Source organism: Shewanella sp. 10N.286.54.B9 (assembly GCF_041468565.1).
GTDB lineage: Bacteria > Pseudomonadota > Gammaproteobacteria > Enterobacterales > Shewanellaceae > Shewanella.
Map to the genome: position 1 here is coordinate 128522 of NZ_JBFRIY010000018.1, position 20498 is coordinate 149019.

Annotated in this window: 18 protein-coding genes and 1 tRNA gene; 11 read left to right on the forward strand and 8 right to left on the reverse strand. The window is 41.7% G+C overall.

What is annotated here, in order from left to right:
- Positions 1 to 14: 14 nt before the first annotated feature.
- From earP to AB4135_RS06835, 5 genes are all read right to left on the reverse strand, one after another.
- Complete coding sequence (earP, locus tag AB4135_RS06815) at positions 15 to 1220, reverse strand: elongation factor P maturation arginine rhamnosyltransferase EarP (RefSeq protein ID WP_371991454.1); 1206 nt, start codon at positions 1218 to 1220, stop codon at positions 15 to 17.
- 98 nt (positions 1221 to 1318) lie between these two features.
- Positions 1319 to 1846 carry a flavodoxin FldA gene (fldA, locus tag AB4135_RS06820; protein ID WP_020912708.1) on the reverse strand — a complete coding sequence of 176 codons (528 nt, stop codon included), beginning with the start codon at positions 1844 to 1846 and terminating at the stop codon, positions 1319 to 1321.
- A 53-nt stretch (positions 1847 to 1899) separates the two neighbouring features.
- Positions 1900 to 2172 (reverse strand): LexA regulated protein, encoded by a 273-nt coding sequence (gene ybfE / locus AB4135_RS06825; protein WP_371991456.1) that lies wholly within the window; start codon positions 2170 to 2172, stop codon positions 1900 to 1902.
- 11 nt (positions 2173 to 2183) lie between these two features.
- Entirely contained in the window at positions 2184 to 2405 is a 222-nt protein-coding gene (locus AB4135_RS06830; protein ID WP_248976127.1) for a DUF2788 domain-containing protein, read from the reverse strand.
- A 98-nt stretch (positions 2406 to 2503) separates the two neighbouring features.
- Positions 2504 to 3259 (reverse strand): alpha/beta fold hydrolase, encoded by a 756-nt coding sequence (locus AB4135_RS06835; protein ID WP_371991458.1) that lies wholly within the window; start codon positions 3257 to 3259, stop codon positions 2504 to 2506.
- Positions 3260 to 3527: 268 nt separating this feature from the next.
- Between AB4135_RS06835 and seqA the strand changes: the two genes are divergently transcribed.
- Together seqA and pgm are read left to right on the forward strand one after the other, a co-directional pair.
- Positions 3528 to 4085, forward strand: a complete 558-nt coding sequence (gene seqA, locus AB4135_RS06840; protein WP_371991460.1) for a replication initiation negative regulator SeqA — start codon at positions 3528 to 3530, stop codon at positions 4083 to 4085.
- 36 nt (positions 4086 to 4121) lie between these two features.
- The gene (gene pgm, locus AB4135_RS06845; RefSeq protein WP_371991462.1) at positions 4122 to 5765 is read left to right on the forward strand and encodes a phosphoglucomutase (alpha-D-glucose-1,6-bisphosphate-dependent); all 1644 of its coding nucleotides are present in this window, start codon (positions 4122 to 4124) and stop codon (positions 5763 to 5765) included.
- 110 nt (positions 5766 to 5875) lie between these two features.
- Here pgm and msrA read toward each other — a convergent pair whose 3' ends face one another.
- Complete coding sequence (gene msrA / locus AB4135_RS06850) at positions 5876 to 6355, reverse strand: peptide-methionine (S)-S-oxide reductase MsrA (RefSeq protein WP_371991464.1); 480 nt, start codon at positions 6353 to 6355, stop codon at positions 5876 to 5878.
- A 245-nt stretch (positions 6356 to 6600) separates the two neighbouring features.
- Between msrA and astE the strand changes: the two genes are divergently transcribed.
- The 7 genes from astE (at position 6601) to AB4135_RS06885 (ending at position 15274) form a co-directional block, all read left to right on the forward strand.
- Positions 6601 to 7638, forward strand: a complete 1038-nt coding sequence (gene astE, locus AB4135_RS06855) for a succinylglutamate desuccinylase (protein WP_371991465.1) — start codon at positions 6601 to 6603, stop codon at positions 7636 to 7638.
- Between the two features lie 183 nt (positions 7639 to 7821).
- Entirely contained in the window at positions 7822 to 9000 is a 1179-nt protein-coding gene (locus AB4135_RS06860; RefSeq protein WP_020912699.1) for a thiamine pyrophosphate-dependent dehydrogenase E1 component subunit alpha, read from the forward strand.
- A gap of 3 nt (positions 9001 to 9003) precedes the next feature.
- Complete coding sequence (locus AB4135_RS06865) at positions 9004 to 9981, forward strand: transketolase C-terminal domain-containing protein (RefSeq protein ID WP_248976134.1); 978 nt, start codon at positions 9004 to 9006, stop codon at positions 9979 to 9981.
- 9 nt (positions 9982 to 9990) lie between these two features.
- Positions 9991 to 11541 (forward strand): dihydrolipoyllysine-residue acetyltransferase, encoded by a 1551-nt coding sequence (locus AB4135_RS06870; protein WP_371991467.1) that lies wholly within the window; start codon positions 9991 to 9993, stop codon positions 11539 to 11541.
- A gap of 230 nt (positions 11542 to 11771) precedes the next feature.
- A complete protein-coding gene (gene nadA / locus AB4135_RS06875; protein WP_371991469.1) occupies positions 11772 to 12839 on the forward strand; it encodes a quinolinate synthase NadA in 1068 nt (355 codons plus the stop codon).
- Between the two features lie 184 nt (positions 12840 to 13023).
- On the forward strand, positions 13024 to 15018 hold the full coding sequence (locus AB4135_RS06880) for a methyl-accepting chemotaxis protein (protein WP_371991471.1): 1995 nt from the start codon (positions 13024 to 13026) through the stop codon (positions 15016 to 15018).
- 166 nt (positions 15019 to 15184) lie between these two features.
- Positions 15185 to 15274: transfer RNA gene (locus AB4135_RS06885), tRNA-Ser, on the forward strand.
- Positions 15275 to 15330: 56 nt separating this feature from the next.
- Here the strand turns inward: AB4135_RS06885 and AB4135_RS06890 are convergent.
- Positions 15331 to 15963, reverse strand: a complete 633-nt coding sequence (locus AB4135_RS06890) for a sulfotransferase (protein ID WP_371991472.1) — start codon at positions 15961 to 15963, stop codon at positions 15331 to 15333.
- A 58-nt stretch (positions 15964 to 16021) separates the two neighbouring features.
- The gene (gene cls, locus AB4135_RS06895) at positions 16022 to 17479 is read right to left on the reverse strand and encodes a cardiolipin synthase (RefSeq protein WP_371991562.1); all 1458 of its coding nucleotides are present in this window, start codon (positions 17477 to 17479) and stop codon (positions 16022 to 16024) included.
- 163 nt (positions 17480 to 17642) lie between these two features.
- Here cls and AB4135_RS06900 point away from each other — a divergent pair, with 163 nt between their 5' ends.
- Together AB4135_RS06900 and AB4135_RS06905 are read left to right on the forward strand one after the other, a co-directional pair.
- Positions 17643 to 18503 carry an endonuclease/exonuclease/phosphatase family protein gene (locus tag AB4135_RS06900; RefSeq protein WP_371991474.1) on the forward strand — a complete coding sequence of 287 codons (861 nt, stop codon included), beginning with the start codon at positions 17643 to 17645 and terminating at the stop codon, positions 18501 to 18503.
- Between the two features lie 32 nt (positions 18504 to 18535).
- Positions 18536 to 20470 (forward strand): ATP-dependent DNA helicase RecQ, encoded by a 1935-nt coding sequence (locus tag AB4135_RS06905; protein WP_371991476.1) that lies wholly within the window; start codon positions 18536 to 18538, stop codon positions 20468 to 20470.
- Positions 20471 to 20498 lie beyond the last annotated feature (28 nt).

Genomic DNA, 20498 nt, shown 5'->3' on the forward strand with positions numbered 1-20498 from the left:
TTCAACGCAGTATCTTAGCTATTTTTGACGAATTGAACTAGTCGAGAAGCAAGATCTGTATCATTTAATGTGTTAATTGGCCATTGTTTGGCGTTTTTAGTGAGTTCGGGCAGGGTACCAGTCAGACTCTGCCATGCTTTTTGCGTGTCTTGTGGATTTCCCATATTAAACGCGATATTCAATTTTTTATATATTTTGGAGGTATCATCAGCCAAGTCACTGCAGTACAACTTGAGAAATGCATCTAATTTAACCAGATGATAGTCATCCTCTTGCGGATAGATATGCCAAATAAAAGGTTTTGCCGCCCATTGGGCTCGTAAAAAGGAGTCTTCACCACGTACAATATTAAAATCACAGCTCCACAACAGCTCATCAAAGCCTTGTTGATCTGTCATCGGCAAAATATGCAAGGTTAGCTGACCATGTTTTATCTGTTGCCCAGGTTTAAGATCAGTTATAGAGCAGGGCAATAAGGAGTGTAAACAATTTAGACTACGCCCTTTAGGTATGAGTGCGTGAACGGGCTTTTTACTTTGCATCCATAAATTGCACAACGCTGGTAATGCCGGAGTTTCATAGCTAAATACACTGACGACGGTATCACTACTCGCAATTCCTATAAGGCCGAGTTTATCAAACAGTTGTTGACGACAATCTGGGTTGCTTTGCCAGCGTGCTCGTTTAGCTAGGGTGTCTTTTTCACAAATTAGACCGCCAGTCTTTGCGGTAAATCCCGGGAAATAAAAATTCTTATTCAAACCGTTAGCTTGCATAGAGGGCAGACCGTGACATCCCTCTACCCACGTTTCCGCACTAAGGTATTCAAGGTTTAACCAAGCAGGCGCTTTAGTGTTGCTAAGATTATTTTTATACGCTTGGTGCTGGTTATACATGATTTGCACAACGTGTTCAGGTAAGTCACAGGCAAATGCTTCAATGACGACATCTGGGCAGTTAAAGCTAACAGGTAATGGGTTACTCCAAAGGTTTATTTTTACCCCATTCAGTATTTGGCTGGTAAGCTTTGGGTCAAGACAAGGCAGTATATGGGAGAAACTCTTTAAGTCATCGACCCATAAAGTGACGTTTATCTGGTATTCATTAGTAAGTTGCTTAGCAAGACGCCAGGTGACGCCAATATCGCCATAGTTATCGACAACAGCGCAAAATATATCCCAGTGAGCCAAAGGGTTATCGGCTTCAACCATACTTGTCATTACTAATTGCTACCTAAAAATCTTTTATGATCACTACAAACACAAAAAACGGCATAAATGCCGTTTTTGTTTTAAAGCTTAGTAATCCTAATGGACTATTAATCTTCTAATTCTGCTAAGCACATCTCTTCATAGATCTGCTTGACCCAAGCGTCAACACGCTCTTCAGTTAGTTCTGGTTGACGGTCTTCGTCAATGCCTAGTCCGACAAAATGTTTGTCATCAACTAAACCTTTAGACGCTTCAAAATCATAGCCTTCGGTTGGCCAGTGACCGATAACGATACCGCCGCGACCTTCAACAATCTCATTAACCATGCCCATCGCATCGAGAAAGTATTCAGCGTAGTCTTCTTGATCACCACAACCGAAAATAGCGACAAGCTTATCTTCAAAGTTGACTTGCTCAAGTTCTGGGAAAAAATCATCCCAATCACACTGTGCTTCACCGTAATACCATGTTGGGATCCCGAAAAGAAGCAGATCATAATCTGCTATCTGTTCTTTGGTACTTTTGGCGATATCTTTCACCTCAACCATTTTTTTACCCAGTTTTTTCTGGATCATTTTGGCGACGGCTTCGGTGTTGCCTGTGTCAGACCCGAAAAAAAGACCTACTGTAGCCATTGTTGTTCCTTTAATATCTAGTTCGCTTTAAGGTATTTATGCTGCAGAAGCATTTAATCGTTTACAAGCTTCTGCAGTATTGATTCTATTAACTGACTGCGGCTGATGTTACTGGCCATTGCCTGTTCATTCAAGGCGTCATACAAATCTTGTGACACCTTTAACTCTATTCGCTTTAATCCGTTCGCTCTGTCGCGTTGGATCTGATTTCTTTTATTAATTTTTAGTTGCTGGTCCCGCGGCAGTGGGTTGCTGCGAGGACGACCACGTCGTTTTTCTGTTGCGAACAGATCAATGGTGGTTCTATCTGATGTTTCTTTTGCCATTGAGTTCGTATTTAACTGATGCCTGAGCCTTCCCAAGTCATCTGTATAATCCCTTTTGCTATAAACCCGGCACAGCCGAGAAATAAAACTAACCAAACAATGTATTGACCAAATTTAGGGACTTTACCCTGCTTTAGTACATCGTGTATGGCCATACCGATAAAAAAGAAAATGGCTGCAAAAAACAGGTTTAAGCCTAAAGCTTCAATCTGTTCCATATATTGCATTAACATCTACCATTCCTTCTGGCCAAAAAAAGTGGCGCGAATATACCACATAAGTTTTAAAGCGGCTAGACGATTTACACCTTAATCGTGCAATTCTAAGCTCATTAATCGGTAATAAATTCTTTAACTATACGGTTAAAAATGCTGGCTTTTTGAGCATGTAACCAGTGACCCGCACCCTCAATAGTTTTCGCTTTAACTGTTGGGAATTGTTCAATTATAGCGCTTCGGTGTGCCGACGTAACATAGTCTGAGTCGGCGCCTCGTATAAATAGACAAGCACCTCGGTATGGTGTTGTGAATGTCGGCCAACTAATTATGTCGTTATAGCTTTGTTTTAAGCCTTGTAAATTCATCTTCCATTTAAATCCTTCATCACTACGTGCAAGTGATTTTAGTAGAAACTGCGCTGTACCTTCATCGATGTTGTGTTCAAGCATATGTTTCAATGCATCGCGTCGATCTTTTATTTGGCTTAGCGGCATGCTTTCAAGTGCTGCAAAGACCTTATCGTGACGACTGTTATAAGTCACGGGGGCAATATCAGCTACCACCAGTTTACTAACCAGCTCTGGGTAAGACAGCGCCGTCGCCATCGCAATTTTTCCACCCATGGAGTGGCCGATCAAAATCGCATTGCTGATATTGAGGCTTTCAATGAGCTGCTTGATATCTTCAGCTAGCGATAGATAAGTCATAGAGGTGACCTGTTTGCTATTGCCATGGTTGGCGACATCTACTCTGACGACGGTAAAGCTATCTTCTAAACTTTTACCAAGTGCTTTCAGGTTATCAAGATCACCAAATAGTCCGTGGATTAGAATCACAACCGGTCCATTGCCATTGGTCGTATAGTGCATTTTATGTCTACCTCTAAGAACAATTGAGCCAGATTGTGCCTGTATCATTAAAATAATCCAAGTCAGGTCACTAAATTGTCATCTCTTTGGTGCATTATTGAGCGCTTAATAGGATTAACTGTCACTCTTTTTTATGCGGATCGCAGTTTTCAATTATTGGTGCTTTATCAAGGCTCTAAACCTCGTTACACTGAGGGGATAATTCGGGGCTGTAATATAGTCATTAATAACACCGGAACCAGTTTTCTACGTAAGGAAGATAAACGTTATGAAATATATCGAGGTTGATGAAGAGCTTTACCGTCACATTGCCAGCAAGACTGAACATATTGGCGAGAGTGCTTCTGATATTTTACGTCGAATACTTGGGCTGCACGTTGATGCAATTGCACAGACAGAGCCTGAAACCATTAGCCACCCAAGCTTGGAAGTCAACAAGGAAGTGGTTGAAGCAGAGGTAGAACCTAAAGTCGTGCAAGAAAACCCAACATCAGACTTCATTGAGCTTATAGATGCAGATCTGCTTACGGCTCAAAAGGGAGCGGTAGGACGCTTTCTGTTTATCCTCGATACGGTTTACCAATCGTCTAATAGCCAGTTTCAGCAAGTATTGCAGATCCAAGGTCGCGACCGTTTGTATTTTGCTACTTCAAAGGATGCATTACTGAAAGCCAGTAAATCGGCGAATCCTAAAGAGATTGGTACCAGCGGTTTTTGGGTGACGACTAATAATAACACTGCTAAGAAACGCACTATTTTGTCAGAAGTATTAACGCAATTTGGTACCGATGAAGAGCAAGTTGCAGCCATCACCAGTAAAATTTAATATATAAAATATAACAGTAACTAAAGGAGCTAGTTTTTGGCTATACATGAAAGAGCAGGGCAGATTGCTGAACAAAAGGATTTGGTCAACACTTCTAAACTAATCAGCCTATATTATCGATTGAGCCCGAATGTAGCAGAGGTTACTGAGCAAGTGACCTTTGGCACTTCAGGACATCGTGGCAGTGCAGCTAAACGCAGTTTTAATGAGGCGCACCTGCTCGCTATCGCACAAGCTGTTGCAGATTACCGCCTTCAAGTAGGTATTAGCGGCAAACTGATCTTAGGTATCGATACCCACGCTTTATCTCAGCCAGCAGCAATATCGGTTATTGAAGTATTAGTCGCAAATGAAGTTACCGTCGCAGTACATGAGAATGATGGCTTTACCCCAACGCCCGTTGTTTCACATGCCATTGTTTGCGCAAATAAAAATAGAGAACGGGATTTAGTCGATGGGCTGATTGTTACTCCGTCGCATAACCCACCTCAAGATGGCGGTATTAAGTATAATCCTCCCCATGGCGGACCAGCTGAAGGTGATATCACTCAATGGATCCAACATCGAGCCAACGAATACTTAGCGAATGGTTTAGTCGGCGTTAAACGCTGCGATTATACCCTGGCGCTACAGTCTAAATTTGTTAACCAAGAAGATTTTATTACGCCTTATGTAGATGATTTGGCGAACGTTATAAACTTGCCAGCTATTGCTGATGCTAAGCTACGTCTAGGCGTGGATCCGCTAGGTGGCTCAGGTATTCACTATTGGCAACCAATCGCTGAGCAATATGGCTTAGACATATCAATTGTTAATAACAACATTGATCCAAGCTTCAGCTTTATGCCGTTAGACAAAGATGGCAAAATTCGCATGGATTGTTCATCGCCTTACGCAATGGCGGGCCTGCTTGCCCATAAAGATAATTACGATCTCTGCTTTGGCAATGATCCTGATTATGATCGTCATGGAATTGTGTGCCCAGGTACAGGTTTAATGAACCCTAACCACTTTCTTGCCGTTGCCATTGACTACTTGGTAACCCATAGGCCTGATTGGACCGACAACATGCTAATAGGTAAAACATTAGTGTCGAGCGCCATGATTGATAAGGTCTGTGACATGCACAGCAAACGTATGTCAGAAGTCCCGGTCGGCTTCAAATGGTTCGTGGACGGTCTTGCCAACAGTACTTTTGCTTTTGGCGGGGAAGAGAGTGCTGGAGCAGCTTTCTTAAGACTTGATGGTAGCACTTGGTGTACCGATAAAGATGGCTTTATTCTGTGCTTATTAGCAGCGGAAATACTCGCTGTTACCGGTAAAACACCACAGCAACGTTACCTTGAACTTGAAGCTGAATTTGGTAAAAGTTATTACCAGAGGATTGATAGCCCGATTAGTTTAGAGAACAAGGCTAAATTTAGTCAGATCACTGTTGAGTCGATATCAGCGACAACTCTCGCTGGCGATGTTATTAGCCAACGACTCACCCATGCGCCAGGCAACAACGCAGCAATTGGTGGTATAAAAGTCTCAACCGAGAATGGTTGGTTTGCAGCTCGACCGTCAGGGACCGAGGCGTTATTTAAACTTTATGGTGAGAGCTTTGTGAGTGAACAACATCTGCAGCTTTTGTTAGCAGAAGCGCAGCAGATAGTTGAACAAGCTCTAGCGGGTTAGTATCAGATTTATTAATAATAAAGGCGCCGAATGGCGCCTTTATTTTGTGGTTTTTTTATTGAAAACTTTAAGAGTTAATCGTCAGAAATGAACAGTGTTCTCTACCCAGTTTAGAAACTAATATGACAGCTCGGTAGATTATTCTTAGCTAAATAGTCCTGATGATAAGCTTCTGCTTCATGGAACTGCTCGATAGCAACAATTTCGGTCACGATTGGCTTATTGCCCCACTTTTTGCTGTCTATGACTGCTTGTTTGGCAATCTGTGCTTGTTTTTGTTGTAATGCGTCGTGAAAAAACACACTACTTCGATATTGATCGCCGACATCTTCACCCTGCTGGTTTAGCGTCGTCGGATTATGGTTTTTCCAAAAGATCTCAAGCAGGGCATTGAAAGAAACCTTGTTAGGGTCGTATTCGACTTGTACAACTTCAGCGTGACCGGTAATTCCTGCTTTCACGTCAGCATAAGATGAATATTTGTCGTTTCCACCCATATAGCCACAGACACAGTTAGCCACACCGTCTACTTGCTTGAAAAAATATTCAACACCCCAAAAACAACCTGCACCGAATGTAGCTAAAGCCATGTCGACTCCTTAAATATTGTTAGCCGTCTAAATGGCTAGATGTCTTCATTGTGTTTTAAGTTTAGTTGCAATGCAAGTACAAATTAATCTAGCTGATTACTTGTTGAACTAAGACGGCAAATTCGATGCCTTCTGTAGCTGCATTTCGTGCTAATATCCAGAGCATTAGCGCCGAAGTAGCTTGGTTTAAATGGATAATCATTCTTACCACCTGCGCACTGACAAGTATAAATAAGGAGTGATTTGTGTTTCATGAATTGAAGCAGTCTAAGGATTTTCTCGCACTAACATTGGCTCACCCTCAATATCTCTCTGAGAGCTTTGAATTTGACTTGGGTGAGCATACGCATGTTGAAGTATGGGATACCGGCGTTATTGTGTTTTCGCCAATGCAAGCAAGGCACAGTAAAGATATTGTGCTGTCTTGTGCGGTACATGGAAATGAGACTGCACCGATCGAACTGTGCAATGCATTAATCACTCAAATTTTGTCTGAAGAGTTAATGCTCACGCAGCGGGTCATGTTTCTCATTGGTAACCCTGCTGCTATTCACAATGGTACCCGTTTTATTGATGAGAATTTAAACCGCTTGTTTAATGGCGCTCATTCACGTGATGAAGGTTTGTGTAATCCAGAGCGCGTTCGTGCTCATAAGTTAGAGCAATATGTCGATAGGTTTTACGCTTCACAGTCCGGTGAAAGACACCGTATACACTATGATTTGCATACTGCTATACGCGGCTCGAAGCACGAAAAGTTCGCTATCTATCCTTATCGACCTGGCCGAAAGTACAGTAGAGAGCAGATAATGTTCCTTGAATCTTGTGGCGTAAATACCATTTTATTTCATCATGAACCAACAACAACCTTCAGTTACTTCTCATCTGAGAATTATCGAGCTGATGCTTTCACCATCGAGTTAGGCAAAGTATTCCCAATGGGCCAAAACGATATGACACGTTTTATCGCCATGAAAGAGATGCTGACCTTGTTGATGACCGGTAAAGATCTACAATTGCCTGAGTTTGACCTTAAACGATTAAATCTCTATCAAGTCTGCCGTTCTGTGAACAAACATTTTGACGATTTTGAATTTAACTTTACTAATGATGTCGAAAACTTTACCGCATTTCCTAAAGGTTATACGTTAGCGAAAGAGGGCGGTAAGGCGGTTAAGATTGAGCATGAGTTTGAGTCTATTGTATTTCCTAATGCCAAAGTGCCTGTGGGTCAACGTACGGTACTGATGTTAAAGACTGCAGACGACAGTAATTTAGACTAAATTCAAACTGAATAACTGTGCATGTAAACCAATATATACATGGAAGGAAGCGCTTAGTTGTCTTTTGAGTGATGGGAAGTATTGAGAGTTAGTTTACGTTAACGTAATGTTCTTCCCGCGTATTAGAATAGATAGATGTTTCTTTTTGACATTTGGAAGCATCATAAATAACAAGAGCACATTATGAGCAACGCAACAACAAATGCTGAGACTGTCCATCGTGTAAGTTTTTTAGATAAAAATGCTATCGCGATCCCCATCCTTAAAGTATTACAAGCAGATGGTACAGCCTATGAGGGCGCAGTATTGCCCGTCATAGATGAAGATTTAGCGAATAAGATCCACGATACTTGCGTATTTACGCGGGTTATTGACGAGCGTATGTTGGGGGCGCAGCGTCAAGGTCGAATTAGCTTTTATATGACATGTACAGGTGAAGAAGCCTCTATTATAGGCAGCACCGCTGCGCTTGATGACGGCGATGTTATTTTAGCCCAGTACCGTGAACATGCAGCGCTACGCTACCGTGGGTTCACAACTGAACAGTTTATGAACCAAATGTTTAGCAATGAAAAAGATTTGGGTAAAGGTCGTCAAATGCCGATCCATTACGGCAGCGAAGCTCTTAACTATCAGACCATCTCTTCACCGCTAGCGACACAAATCCCTCAGGCAACAGGCGTTGCTTACAGTTTGAAAATGCAAAAAAAGCGTAATATCGCTATTTGTTATTTTGGAGAAGGTGCAGCCTCTGAAGGTGACTTTCATGCGGGTCTTAATATGGCCGCAGTACTTAACTCGCCAGTAATCTTTTTCTGCCGTAACAATGGTTATGCTATTTCGACGCCTACAGAAGAGCAGTTTTCAGGTAATGGTATAGCGAGTCGTGGTCCAGGTTACGGCATGCACACTATTCGGGTAGACGGCAATGATATGCTCGCAGTGTTAGCGGCGACGCAACAAGCGCGGGCTTACGCGTTAGATAACAATGCACCAGTACTCATTGAAGCGATGACTTATCGTTTAGGCGCACATTCTTCATCAGATGACCCTTCGGGCTATCGCTCAAAAGATGAAGAAGCAAAGTGGCAGCAGCATGATCCTGTGAAACGCTTCAAGTTATGGATGATCAACAAAGGTTGGTTAAACGAGAAGCAAGATGCCGATCTTTATGTCAAATACCGCGAAGAGGTGTTAGCGGAACTTAAAGTTGCTGAAAAGGTGCCGTTACCGCACTTAGATGAACTGATTCAAGATGTGTATGACAAGCCAACACCAATCCTAGAGAAACAGTTAGCTGATCTTAAGTCACACATTAAAAAGTATCCAGAAGCCTATCCAAAAAGCGCAGGGAGAATCTAAGCTGTGGCAGAGATGAATATGTTGCAAGCCATTAACGAAGCCCTGAGCTCGGAAATGGAAGCTGATAAAAAAATGATGGTATTTGGTGAAGACGTTGGTCATTTTGGCGGTGTTTTCAGAGCGACTTCTGGCTTGCAAGAAAAGTTTGGCCGTGACCGTTGCTTTAATACCCCTCTAACCGAACAAGGTATTGCTGGTTTTGCTAATGGCCTGGCATCCAATGGCATGACTGCTGTTGCCGAAATTCAATTTGCAGATTATATCTTTCCGGCGATCGATCAGATAGTCAACGAAAGCGCTAAATTTCGTTACCGTAGTGGTAATGAGTTTGACGTTGGTGGATTAACCTTCCGAACACCTTATGGTGGCGGTATTGCAGGTGGTCATTATCATTCGCAGTCGCCTGAAGCCTATTTTACCCAGACTCCAGGACTTAAAGTGGTTATTCCGCGTAACCCTGAGCAAGCTAAAGGTCTATTGATTGCTTCTATCCGTGACAAAAACCCAGTGATATTTTTTGAGCCTAAGCGGCTTTATCGCGCATCTGTTGGCGAAGTTAGAGACGGTGATTTTGAAATAGAACTGGGTAAAGCTGAAGTTGTCCGCCAGGGTACAGATATCACCTTGTTAGGCTGGGGCGCTCAGATGGAAATTATTGAAAACGCCGCAGATATGGCGGCAAAGAAAGGCATTTCATGCGAAGTCATCGATTTGCGCACCTTATCACCGTGGGACGTTGATACAGTTGCTGCATCAGTTAAAAAGACTGGTCGATTACTCATTAACCATGAAGCACCTTTAACCGGAGGTTTTGCCGGTGAAATAGCGGCTACGATTCAAGAAGAGTGTTTTTTATACCTTGAATCACCTATTGCCCGCGTTTGTGGTTTGGATACACCTTATCCGTTAATCCATGAAAAAGAATATATGCCGGATGCTTTGAAAACGTTTGAAGCGATTAAAGCATCGGTTAAATTTTAGGAGCTCGCCATGATTAAAGAATTTATTCTGCCTGATATCGGTGAAGGCGTTGTTGAATGCGAACTCGTTGAATGGTTAGTGCAAGAGGGTGATGTTGTCACTGAAGATCAGCCAATAGCTGACGTAATGACAGATAAAGCGCTAGTACAAATTCCAGCACCTTACGCCGGAACCATAGCAAAACTGCATTACGCTAAAGGTGAAATTGCTATAGTGCATCAACCTTTGTACTCGGTTGATGTTGGTGGTTTAGCAGCACCTATTGTTGAAGAGGTGAGTGAGCAGCCTCAAGAGACTGAATCTGTTTCTGTCGCTTCTACTGGTGTGACTATCGAAGAGTTTCTATTACCAGACATTGGTGAGGGGATTGTTGAGTGTGAACTGGTTGAATGGTTAGTTAGCGAAGGCGACACTGTGGTCGAGGATCAGCCGATTGCTGATGTTATGACTGATAAAGCACTGGTTCAAATTCCAGCAATTAAAAACGGTAAAATCGCCAAACTGCATTACCGTAAAGGTCAGTTAGCTAAAGTGCATGCACCGTTGTTTGCGATTGAAGTTGAATCTCACAGCACGACTAATGCACCAGCAGAGAATACAACAACTGCTGAGTTGAAAAACACACCTGTTAGTCAGAATGTTGAGCCTGTTGCACAAGGTAAAGCGCTTGCAAGTCCAGCAGTGCGTCGTTTAGCGCGCACTCTCGATATCGATATCGCTTCGGTTAAAGGTACTGGTAAGAATGGTCGTGTATTTAAAGAAGATATAGAACGTCATCAGTCGCCTGTTGCCGTACCAAGCCAACAAGAGCAAGGCGTTTCGTCGACGGCAATCGATAAGCCTAAAGCTGTTACTGCTGATCGAGTAGAACCAATTAAAGGTGTACGTGCTGTAATGGCAAGAATGATGACAGAATCAGTGTCTACCATTCCACATTTCACCTATTGTGAAGAGTTTGACCTAACAGAATTGGTTGCGCTGCGTGAAAGCATGAAGAAGAAGTATTCAACTGATGAGTTAAAGCTCACTATGATGCCATTCTTTATGAAATCAATGTCACTGGCACTGACTCAATTCCCTGATATGAATAGCCAAGTTAATGCTGACTGTAGTGAACAGACATTCCTAAGTAGTCATAACATAGGCATGGCAGTTGACTCTAAAGTAGGATTATTAGTACCGAATGTAAAAGACGTACAAGATAAAACTATTCTAGAGATTGCTGCAGATATTACTCGTTTAACCACAGCAGCTCGAAGCGGACGTGTGTCGCCTAGTGATCTTAAAGGTGGCAGTATCTCCATTTCAAATATTGGCGCATTGGGTGGTACTGTTGCAACACCTATCATCAATAAACCTGAAGTGGCAATTGTAGCACTTGGTAAGTTGCAGGTATTGCCAAGATTTAATGCTGCTGGCGAAGTTGAAGCGCGTAAGATCATGCAAGTGAGCTGGTCGGGCGATCACAGAGTGATTGATGGCGGTACGATTGCACGTTTCTGTAATTTATGGAAGCTATACCTAGAGCAACCTCAAGAGATGCTGTTAGCCATGCAGTAATTTTTATATTGAGTGTTGAATGTGAAAAAGGTGCTGACTAAAGCACCTTTTTTGTATTTGGTTATTGGCAATAGCAAACCCCATTCAGTATAAAAATTTACTCCTTTAGCGAGAGCTTTGAAGTTTTAAAATAAATGAATGATTGGACTAATAGAATAAGGATAAAGAGTTTTAAATTTGTGAACTATTCCGTATAATTCCGCTAATCTGTTATTGCCTTTGGTTGTTGTATGAGCGCGTTCGTCCCAAATATTGAATCTATTGACTACCCATTCCCGCCTAAACCTATGCCTTTATCTGATATAGAAAAGGATCAATCAAAAGCGCGTATAAAGCAGCTGCTTAAAGAGCGAAACGCGGTACTGGTCGCTCATTACTATACCGACCCTGAAATTCAAGCGCTTGCCGAAGAAACTGGCGGTTGTGTGTCAGACTCATTAGAGATGGCTCGTTTTGGGCGAGATCACCCTGCCAAAACACTTATCGTCGCTGGCGTTAAATTTATGGGTGAAACTTCAAAAATATTAAGCCCTGAAAAAACAGTCTTAATGCCAACACTGGATGCTACCTGTTCGTTAGATATCGGTTGCCCAATCGAAACCTTCAGCGAGTTTTGTGATGCACACCCAGATCATACTGTTGTGGTTTATGCCAATACATCTGCTGCAGTTAAAGCACGTGCAGATTGGGTGGTAACATCTAGTATTGCGCTAGAGATTGTTGAACACCTTGATAGTGAAGATAAAAAGATAATCTGGGGGCCAGACCGCCATCTAGGTAGCTATATCGCCAAAGAGACTGGCGCTGACATGTTGATGTGGCAGGGCGAGTGTATTGTACATGACGAGTTCAAAGCTAAAGCATTAACTGAACTGAAAAAACAACACCCAACGGCAGCGATTTTAGTTCATCCAGAATCTCCAGCAAGTGTGGTTGAGTTAGCAGATGCCGTCGGTTCTACCAGTCAATTGATAAAAGCTGCTCAGACAATGGACAATGATAAGTTTATCGTCGCAACTGACAGAGGCATTTTCTATAAAATGCAACAAGCTGCACCAAATAAGCAGCTTATTGAAGCACCAACTGGTGGCAATGGTGCAACATGTAAGAGCTGTGCACATTGTCCTTGGATGGCGATGAACGGTTTAAAAGCGATAGAAAGTTCGTTAGAGGTTGGCGCACAACAACAGCATGAGATATTTGTTGATGAAGAGCTGCGGCTTGATGCGTTAAAACCTTTAGATCGAATGTTAAATTTCGCAAAAGAACTAAATATGAAGGTCAAAGGCAACGCTTAACAATTGTTAAGATATGTCACAGTAAGTTTATTTTTTTGATCTGGATCGCTTCAGGTTGATTGATGATTAAAAAGTCTGCAATAGCAGGCTTTTTTTATGTAAATTTTTTCAAACGTCTGTTTACCTTATGCTTGTATAGTTTATCCTAGCGACTAATTTGATTTTACAACTTAAAGGCACTCGAATGAGATGGAACTGGCTCGGCAACCTTTCGTTAAAATATAAATTTTTCATCGTTATCGCTCCTTCTTTATTTGCATCAATTGTCTTTGGTGGGCTTTATGCCTATGAACAATACAAATTAACCAAGCAGTTAGACCAAGTATTAGTGCTAAGCGAACTTGCAGTCGCTAATAGTAGTTTGGTGCATGAACTGCAAAAAGAACGCGGCATGAGTGCCGGCTTTATTGGCTCTAACGGTAAAGCTTTTAGTGCAACGTTACCTGCCCAGCAACAAGATACTGATGAACTTCTTGGTACTTTTACGTTATTTCTAGCAAGTAATACATTGCCTGAAGAGTTTACCGCTGAGATCCGTAAGGCTAAAGCCCTGATAAGCCAAATCCCTGATATAAGAAGACAAGTACAAGCCCTGTCTATCAGTGTTGCGGATGAAGTCGCTTTCTATACTGAATTAAACAAAGAGTTATTAAGTATTGTCGACCTTACAGCTAAACAAGGTGCTAATCAGCAGATAGCAATTAAGGCTGCAGCATTCTCGGCTTACTTGCAGATGAAGGAGCGCGCAGGTATTGAAAGAGCGGTACTTAGCTCAACCTTTGGTAACGATACTTTTAAAGTTGGTGCTTATCGACGCTTTGTCACCTTGGTGTCGGAGCAAGAAGCATATCAAGAACGTTTTCTAGCGTTAACAGAGCCACAAAATTATTCTTACTACCATCAGCGACTAAACAATCAAGCATTCAAAGAGGTTGCAGAGTATAGAGCGATAGCTTTTGCTCAGGACCCACAACAGTTAAAGCAGCAGCAACCAGAAAGATGGTTTCAGACATCTACAAAGCGAATAGAACTGTTAAGCCAGTTTGAACAGGGCTTATCTAATCAATTAATGGCAGTAACTAAGGCCAGACTCAATGTTGCAACTAAGCACCTTTATATAACGCTAACCGTATTACTCTTAGTTGCAAGTTTGGTTATTTTTGTTTCGATGTCAGTGATGCGTTTTATTCATCAGAGTGTGGCAAACGTTCAACGCAGTATGACCTTAGCGAGAGAAAATTTCGATTTAAGTGTCAGAATTGTCCAGCATAGCGATGATGAGTTTGGGGTATTAGCGAAAGCATTTAACGGAATGATGATCGACTTCGAAAAAGTGATTGCACACGTTAAAAATAATTCAAACGTATTATTTCAGGCGATTGAAAAGTTGGAACAGCACTCTACTCAGCTAAAAAGTGATGTCCAACTAGGGCATAGTGAAGCAGAGCAGGTCGCATCGGCGATGACAGAAATGAGTGCGACTGTTGCTGAGATTGCCGAGAATGCCGAAAATGCTTCTAATGCTTCCACTGAAGCTAACCTTGAAGCCCAGGAGGGTAATGAAGAGGTTGGACGTTCGAGTGTGGCAATTAGTTTATTAGCAAATGAAATCAATGATTCCGCAACTGCTCTACAGGCGTTAGAGCAAGATATTCAAAGAATTGTTGCAGTATCTGATGTGATAAGCGGTATTGCCGAACAAACTAACCTTCTAGCGCTCAATGCAGCTATTGAAGCTGCTCGAGCCGGGGAGATGGGTCGTGGCTTTGCAGTAGTTGCCGACGAAGTGAGAAGCCTAGCCCAACGAGCTCAAACTGCAACTGGTGATATTAAGGAGATGACTGAAAGGTTGAGCTCTGGCGCTAATGTTGCGGTTAATGCAATGGACCGCGGAACAAAGCAGGCTGGTGATAGCGTAACTGAAGCTGAAAAGGTGAGCGCCGAATTAGAAAAGATCGTCAATCATGTCGGTGTGATCGACAGCATGAATGAGCAAATAGCAGCCGCAACACACGAACAAAGTGCTGTAGCAGAAGAAGTAAACCAGAACGCACTGAAAATAAGTGAGATTTATGTACAGACTCATACAATTGCAGATGAGCTACAGCTACTCACTAACGAATTAGTCAATGGTTCAAACGATGTGGCAAAAGAGGTCAGTAAATTTACGCTTTCTTGATGTGATATTGTGCGCTTAGCTCAAATGTGGCTAGCAAGTATGCAAACACTTGAACTAGTCACAAATACGCTTGACGCACTTAAGGCTTTTGCGTAAAGTAGCGCTCCGTTGGCAGCATAAGTGCTTTCAGCTATTGTGATGATTAAACACATAAAAAGAATCAATTGGTGAGCTGGCTGAGTGGCTGAAGGCGCACGCCTGGAAAGTGTGTTTAGGTTAATCCCTAACGAGAGTTCGAATCTCTCGCTCACCGCCATATACTAAAAAGCCCGTTATCGAAAGGTAACGGGCTTTTTGCTGCGTGTATATAATTTAAGATGCGTAACTAAAGAATTTTCGTTGCTCTATCCCTGCTGCATTTGAGTTTACTTTGTTTGGGTGTTTGTACTCTTTCCAGCAAGCGACTTTCTTACCTACATTTAAGTGCGGGAATTTTAATCCCTTATTGTTATTCAAACCGATAAAGGTTAATAGTTCGCTCAAACTGTTCTCTTTACTAATATCGATACTCAACAGATCATTTCGCCCTTTAAAATAACTGTGGACAGCTTGCTTATGCTGTTGATAGCACTCTATTAGATGCTGTTCATTATCGGGTGTAGCCGTCGTTGATAATTTAAATGTCTCGTTGAAGGTTCGTTTTAGTACAGGATTAAATACTCCAGTTTTAAGGTCTAAACTTGCTGCCATTTTATTAATCAACATCTGCATAGAAGGTACCCAAAGGGACAGCTCTCTTTCTAAGTAGACAAATTTCGAATCAGGGAATAACGTGTCTAATTGTTGGTAATCGCAAAAACAGGGAGAATCTGAGATAACGTCTGCTAACTCGAAGGCTCTTTTTGTATAAGCGGTGTGAGCGACAGTGAATCCATAGTCTAATAGTGCCACGCTAATACTGGTTGTTCCGGTTCTTGGAAGACCAATGATAAATAGTTTGTTCATGATATTTAAACCAAGGGATGTATAAACTGAATGGGAGTTAGCTACTGATGTATTGGTACTACAATAGCGGACTAAATAGGTAAAAAGTACGCTCAGCTATCCGACTTGCAAGCGATCTGTTCGCCCAGTCGTCAGGACAAACCTGAATTGACTCTGTAAGGTAGCTTTGTTGAACTTTTTGAAGATCTTGTGTAAAGGTTAGGTTGTCTACCGCGAGTGTGACTTCAAAATTTAGCCATAAGCTGCGCATGTCGAGATTAACGGTGCCTATTAAACAATGATTTTCATCGATCACTACCGATTTAGTATGTAATAAGCCGCCCGTAAAGCGATGAATATTGACGCCAGCATCCAGTAGTTGAGTGAAAAAAGCACGACTGGCCCATTCAACCATGGTTGAATCATTTTTGTCAGGGACGATAATGTCCACTTGTACGCCTCTTTGAGCGGCAATGACCAGTGCAAGCTGCAGGTTTTCGCTGGGTACAAAATAGGGTGTTGTAATGACAATACTTTGTTGTGCCTGATAGATACTTTGCAATAACACTTGATGGATTATCTCTTCGCGCATGCCGGGACCTGAAGGGATCACTTGTACTAAATCTGTTATCTCATGTTCTTTATGGGGTAAACACTCAGGTAATTCTGGCAAGGTACGATCGTTGGTTTCTACTTCCCAATCCCATGCGTGGATACTATTGAGTACAGGCACAGTTGTGCCAGTGATCCGCACCATTACATCAATCCACTCTCCAACCCCTGCATCCTGATTGAAATATTTAGGGTCAACGAGGTTCATCGAACCGGTATAAGCAATGGCATTATCTATTACCACGATTTTCCTGTGTAGACGTAAATCAAGTCGACGGAAGAACATCCTTAATGGCGATACAGCGAGCGCTTTAACCACAATAATTGATGATTTTCGCAGCATTTTAGGCCAGTGGCTTTTAAAAAATAGCCGACTTCCAGCAGCATCTAAAAGTAATTTAACTTTGATCCCTTTTGCTGCAGCATTTATTAGCGCTTGCGCAACCTCATCAGCTTTGCCGCCGGGCTGCCATATGTAAAACTCTAAATGGATTGATTCTTTTGCCTGATCGATATCTTCTATTAATTTATCTAAGATTTCGCTAGTTTGGTTTAGCAGTGTCAGCTGGTTATCGGCTAGTGCCGGGATACCTATTTGCTTCTCACATATAGCACTTATCGATTGGCCATAGAGGCTTGATACATGGGGTGTGTATTGGCGAACTTTATAGAGATTGGAGAACCATTTTTCGTAAGGGCTGAACATTGCCTGAGCGCGCTCCGCTCGCTTTTTACCGAGATTTAGCTCGCCAAATAATAGATAAGCAAATGCACCGCCTAAAGGTACGATATATATTATCATCAACCAGGCTAAAGAAACGCCAATAGCGCGCCTTTTCACTACGACTCTGACAGTGATACCTGCAATAAATAACCAATACAAAAATACGCCGGCAATGGTCAGCAGTTGATAAAATTGGTACATATTCTCTTTGATAGTATAGGCCTCAATGGAAATAGGAGTTTCAGCTACATTCATTATGGTTGACGTAATGCCGTATACCATTAATGTTTCTGCCACATGCGCTTAAAAGCTATTATAATGAAAAGATTACTGCAAATCTAAATTAGAAGCCGAATACCTGACTATGCTTAGAATTATACGAAAGCTGATTTTGCTTTTGCTTTTACTAGCAACATTAGTGATGCTTTACGTCTACCAAAGTACCGTAATTCCTCAGCAAGATACATTATTGACTAACGACGCTAACAGTAGTGCTGGTGTTCAATGTGTAACACACAAAACATTAGCGTCGCTAGATAGACACGGTAAACTTGATATCGCTATTTGGAATATTCATAAGCAAAAAAATAATGGCTGGCAAAGTGTATTAAAACAGCTAACGGAAAGAACCGATTTGTTATTGTTACAGGAGGTCACTGCGTCACAGGATTTTCAGTCACTAGTCGATGAGCAGTCAGAGAATTGGGTAATGACAAAAGCATTTTTATTTTCGGGCGACCCAGTCGGAGTAATGAACCTTTCTAGAGGTTATCCCTCTAGTAGTTGCTCATTCAGGTACAAAGAGCCATTGATCCAGTATCCCAAATCATTATTAGTTTCTTATTACCAATTGTCAGACGATAGCCAGCTATTAGTGTTTAATATTCATAGTATCAACTTTGCTGTTGGTCTTGATGAGTATCGCGCTCAAATGAATGTGGTAACTGAAGCGATGAAAGCACATTCTGGGCCTATCATATTAGCAGGCGATCTGAATACCTGGAGTGATAAACGCGGAGAGTATATTGCAGCTGTAGCCTCAAGTGCAGGCTTATCAGAAGCGGTACCTCGCGTTGATTCAAGAACGCGATTTTTCGGTAAAACACCAGACCATATATTTTACAGAGGCTTAGAACTTGTAAATGCAGAATCGATTGTTACTGATAGTTCAGATCACAATCCACTTAAAGCCTACTTTAGATTGATCAAAACCATTCCTCAGTAGCTCAATAGAAGCAAACTTCGATAGGATTATGCATGCACAATGCTAACGCATTACTCAAACAGTACTTCGGTTTCAACGCATTCAGACAGGGCCAGGAACAAGTCGTTAACAATGTATTTAACGGTTTCAGCGCAGCAGCAATTTTCCCTACGGGTTCAGGGAAGTCTCTCTGTTATCAATTACCAGCCACTGTGCTGCCTCACTTAACATTAGTCGTGTCTCCACTACTGGCGTTAATACAAGATCAACTGGTGTTCCTAGAAAGCCGTGGTATATCCGCGGCTTCAATTGATTCAACTCAAACTCCAGAGCAAACAGCATCAGTGCTTGATGGCGTCGCTAATGGCAGTATTAAGGTACTGATGATCTCTGTCGAGCGCCTTAACAATGAACGCTTTCGACGTTTTATTAGTGACATAGATATTTCATTGTTGGTTATTGATGAAGCTCACTGTATTTCAGAGTGGGGTCATAACTTCAGACCTGACTATTTAAAGCTACCCAATTATCAAAAAGAGTTAAACATTCCCCAAGTATTGCTACTTACAGCCACAGCGACGTCTAAAGTCATAGCCGACATGAGCAAGAAATTTGCTATTGACCCTAAATGCGTCACATTAACCGGATTTTATAGGCCTAACCTACATCTACAAGCGATAGGAATTAAAGAAGGCAATAAAATGGATTATCTTACTCAATGGCTAAAGGGCAGACAGCAAGTCAGCGGAATTATTTATGTTACGCTACAAAAAAGTGCGGAAAAAGTAGCAAGTGAGCTTCAAAGGCAAGGCTTTAGGGTATTGGCATACCATGCAGGAATGGATAGCGAACAGCGTAAACAGATCCAATCAAAATTCATGGCTGGCGAAGTGCCAATCATTGTCGCTACGATTGCGTTTGGTATGGGTATTGATAAAAGTGATATTCGATTTGTAGTGCATTATGACCTGCCTAAATCGATAGAAAATTATGCTCAGGAGATAGGTAGGGCAGGCCGAGATGGTAATGACTCCGAATGCGTAGTATTGGCCAATAAAGATAATTTAAACGTGTTAGAAAATTTCGTATACGGAGACACACCAGAACTAAGCGCAATTTGTAATGTTATAGAACAGATTAACATGCAGACTCAGCAAAGTGGCCAATGGGAGTTAATGTTAAATCAACTTTCAACTGCTTCAAATATTCGACCATTAAGTTTAAAAACACTGCTAGTTTATCTAGAGATGCAAGGGGTTATTAAACCGAAATATAGCTATTTTGCAGAGTATAAGTACAAGTTACTGACCACCGTTGACACACTGTTAAGTCGCTTCGACACTGATAGACAACAGTTTTTAACTGCAATCATTGATTCATCTCAAAAAGCTAAAATTTGGCACACTGCTGATTTTGAACACCTACAGCGCTTATTTCCTAATAGCCGTGGTAGAGCAATAAAGGCTTTAGATTATTTAGACCAAAAACAACTTATTGAATTACAAAGTAAACAGCTAACCCAAGTATACGAGGTTAACCTACAAGCATTGCAACTACCTGGACTGGCTGACAATCTTTATCAACAGTTTAGTACTAAAGAAAAAAGTGAAATCGAACGGATTAACTTTTTGGTAGCCTTTTTTGGCAGTGACCAATGTTTAAGTCTGCAGTTAGCGCAGTACTTCTCAGACCCCAATGCCATCAATGTTTGTGGTCGTTGTTCTGTTTGCTTAGGTCATGTTGCTTGTTTGCCAGAGCCAAACGGTCTTAAAGATATAAATGCTTTTGACTATGATGCAACCTGCACCGAAGCCATTGAAAAATTAAAGTCAAATTACTCTTCGGTTTTGCTCTCTCGGTTTTTATGTGGTCTAACAACGCCTCTGTTTACCAAGTTGAAGATGAGACAAACTTACGGATTTGCCAAATTTGAACATTATCGATTTAAAGATATTCTTCATTGGGTAGAGAAACATAATGAAAAGTAGAACCAGCTTATTTAGCTTATGCATAAAA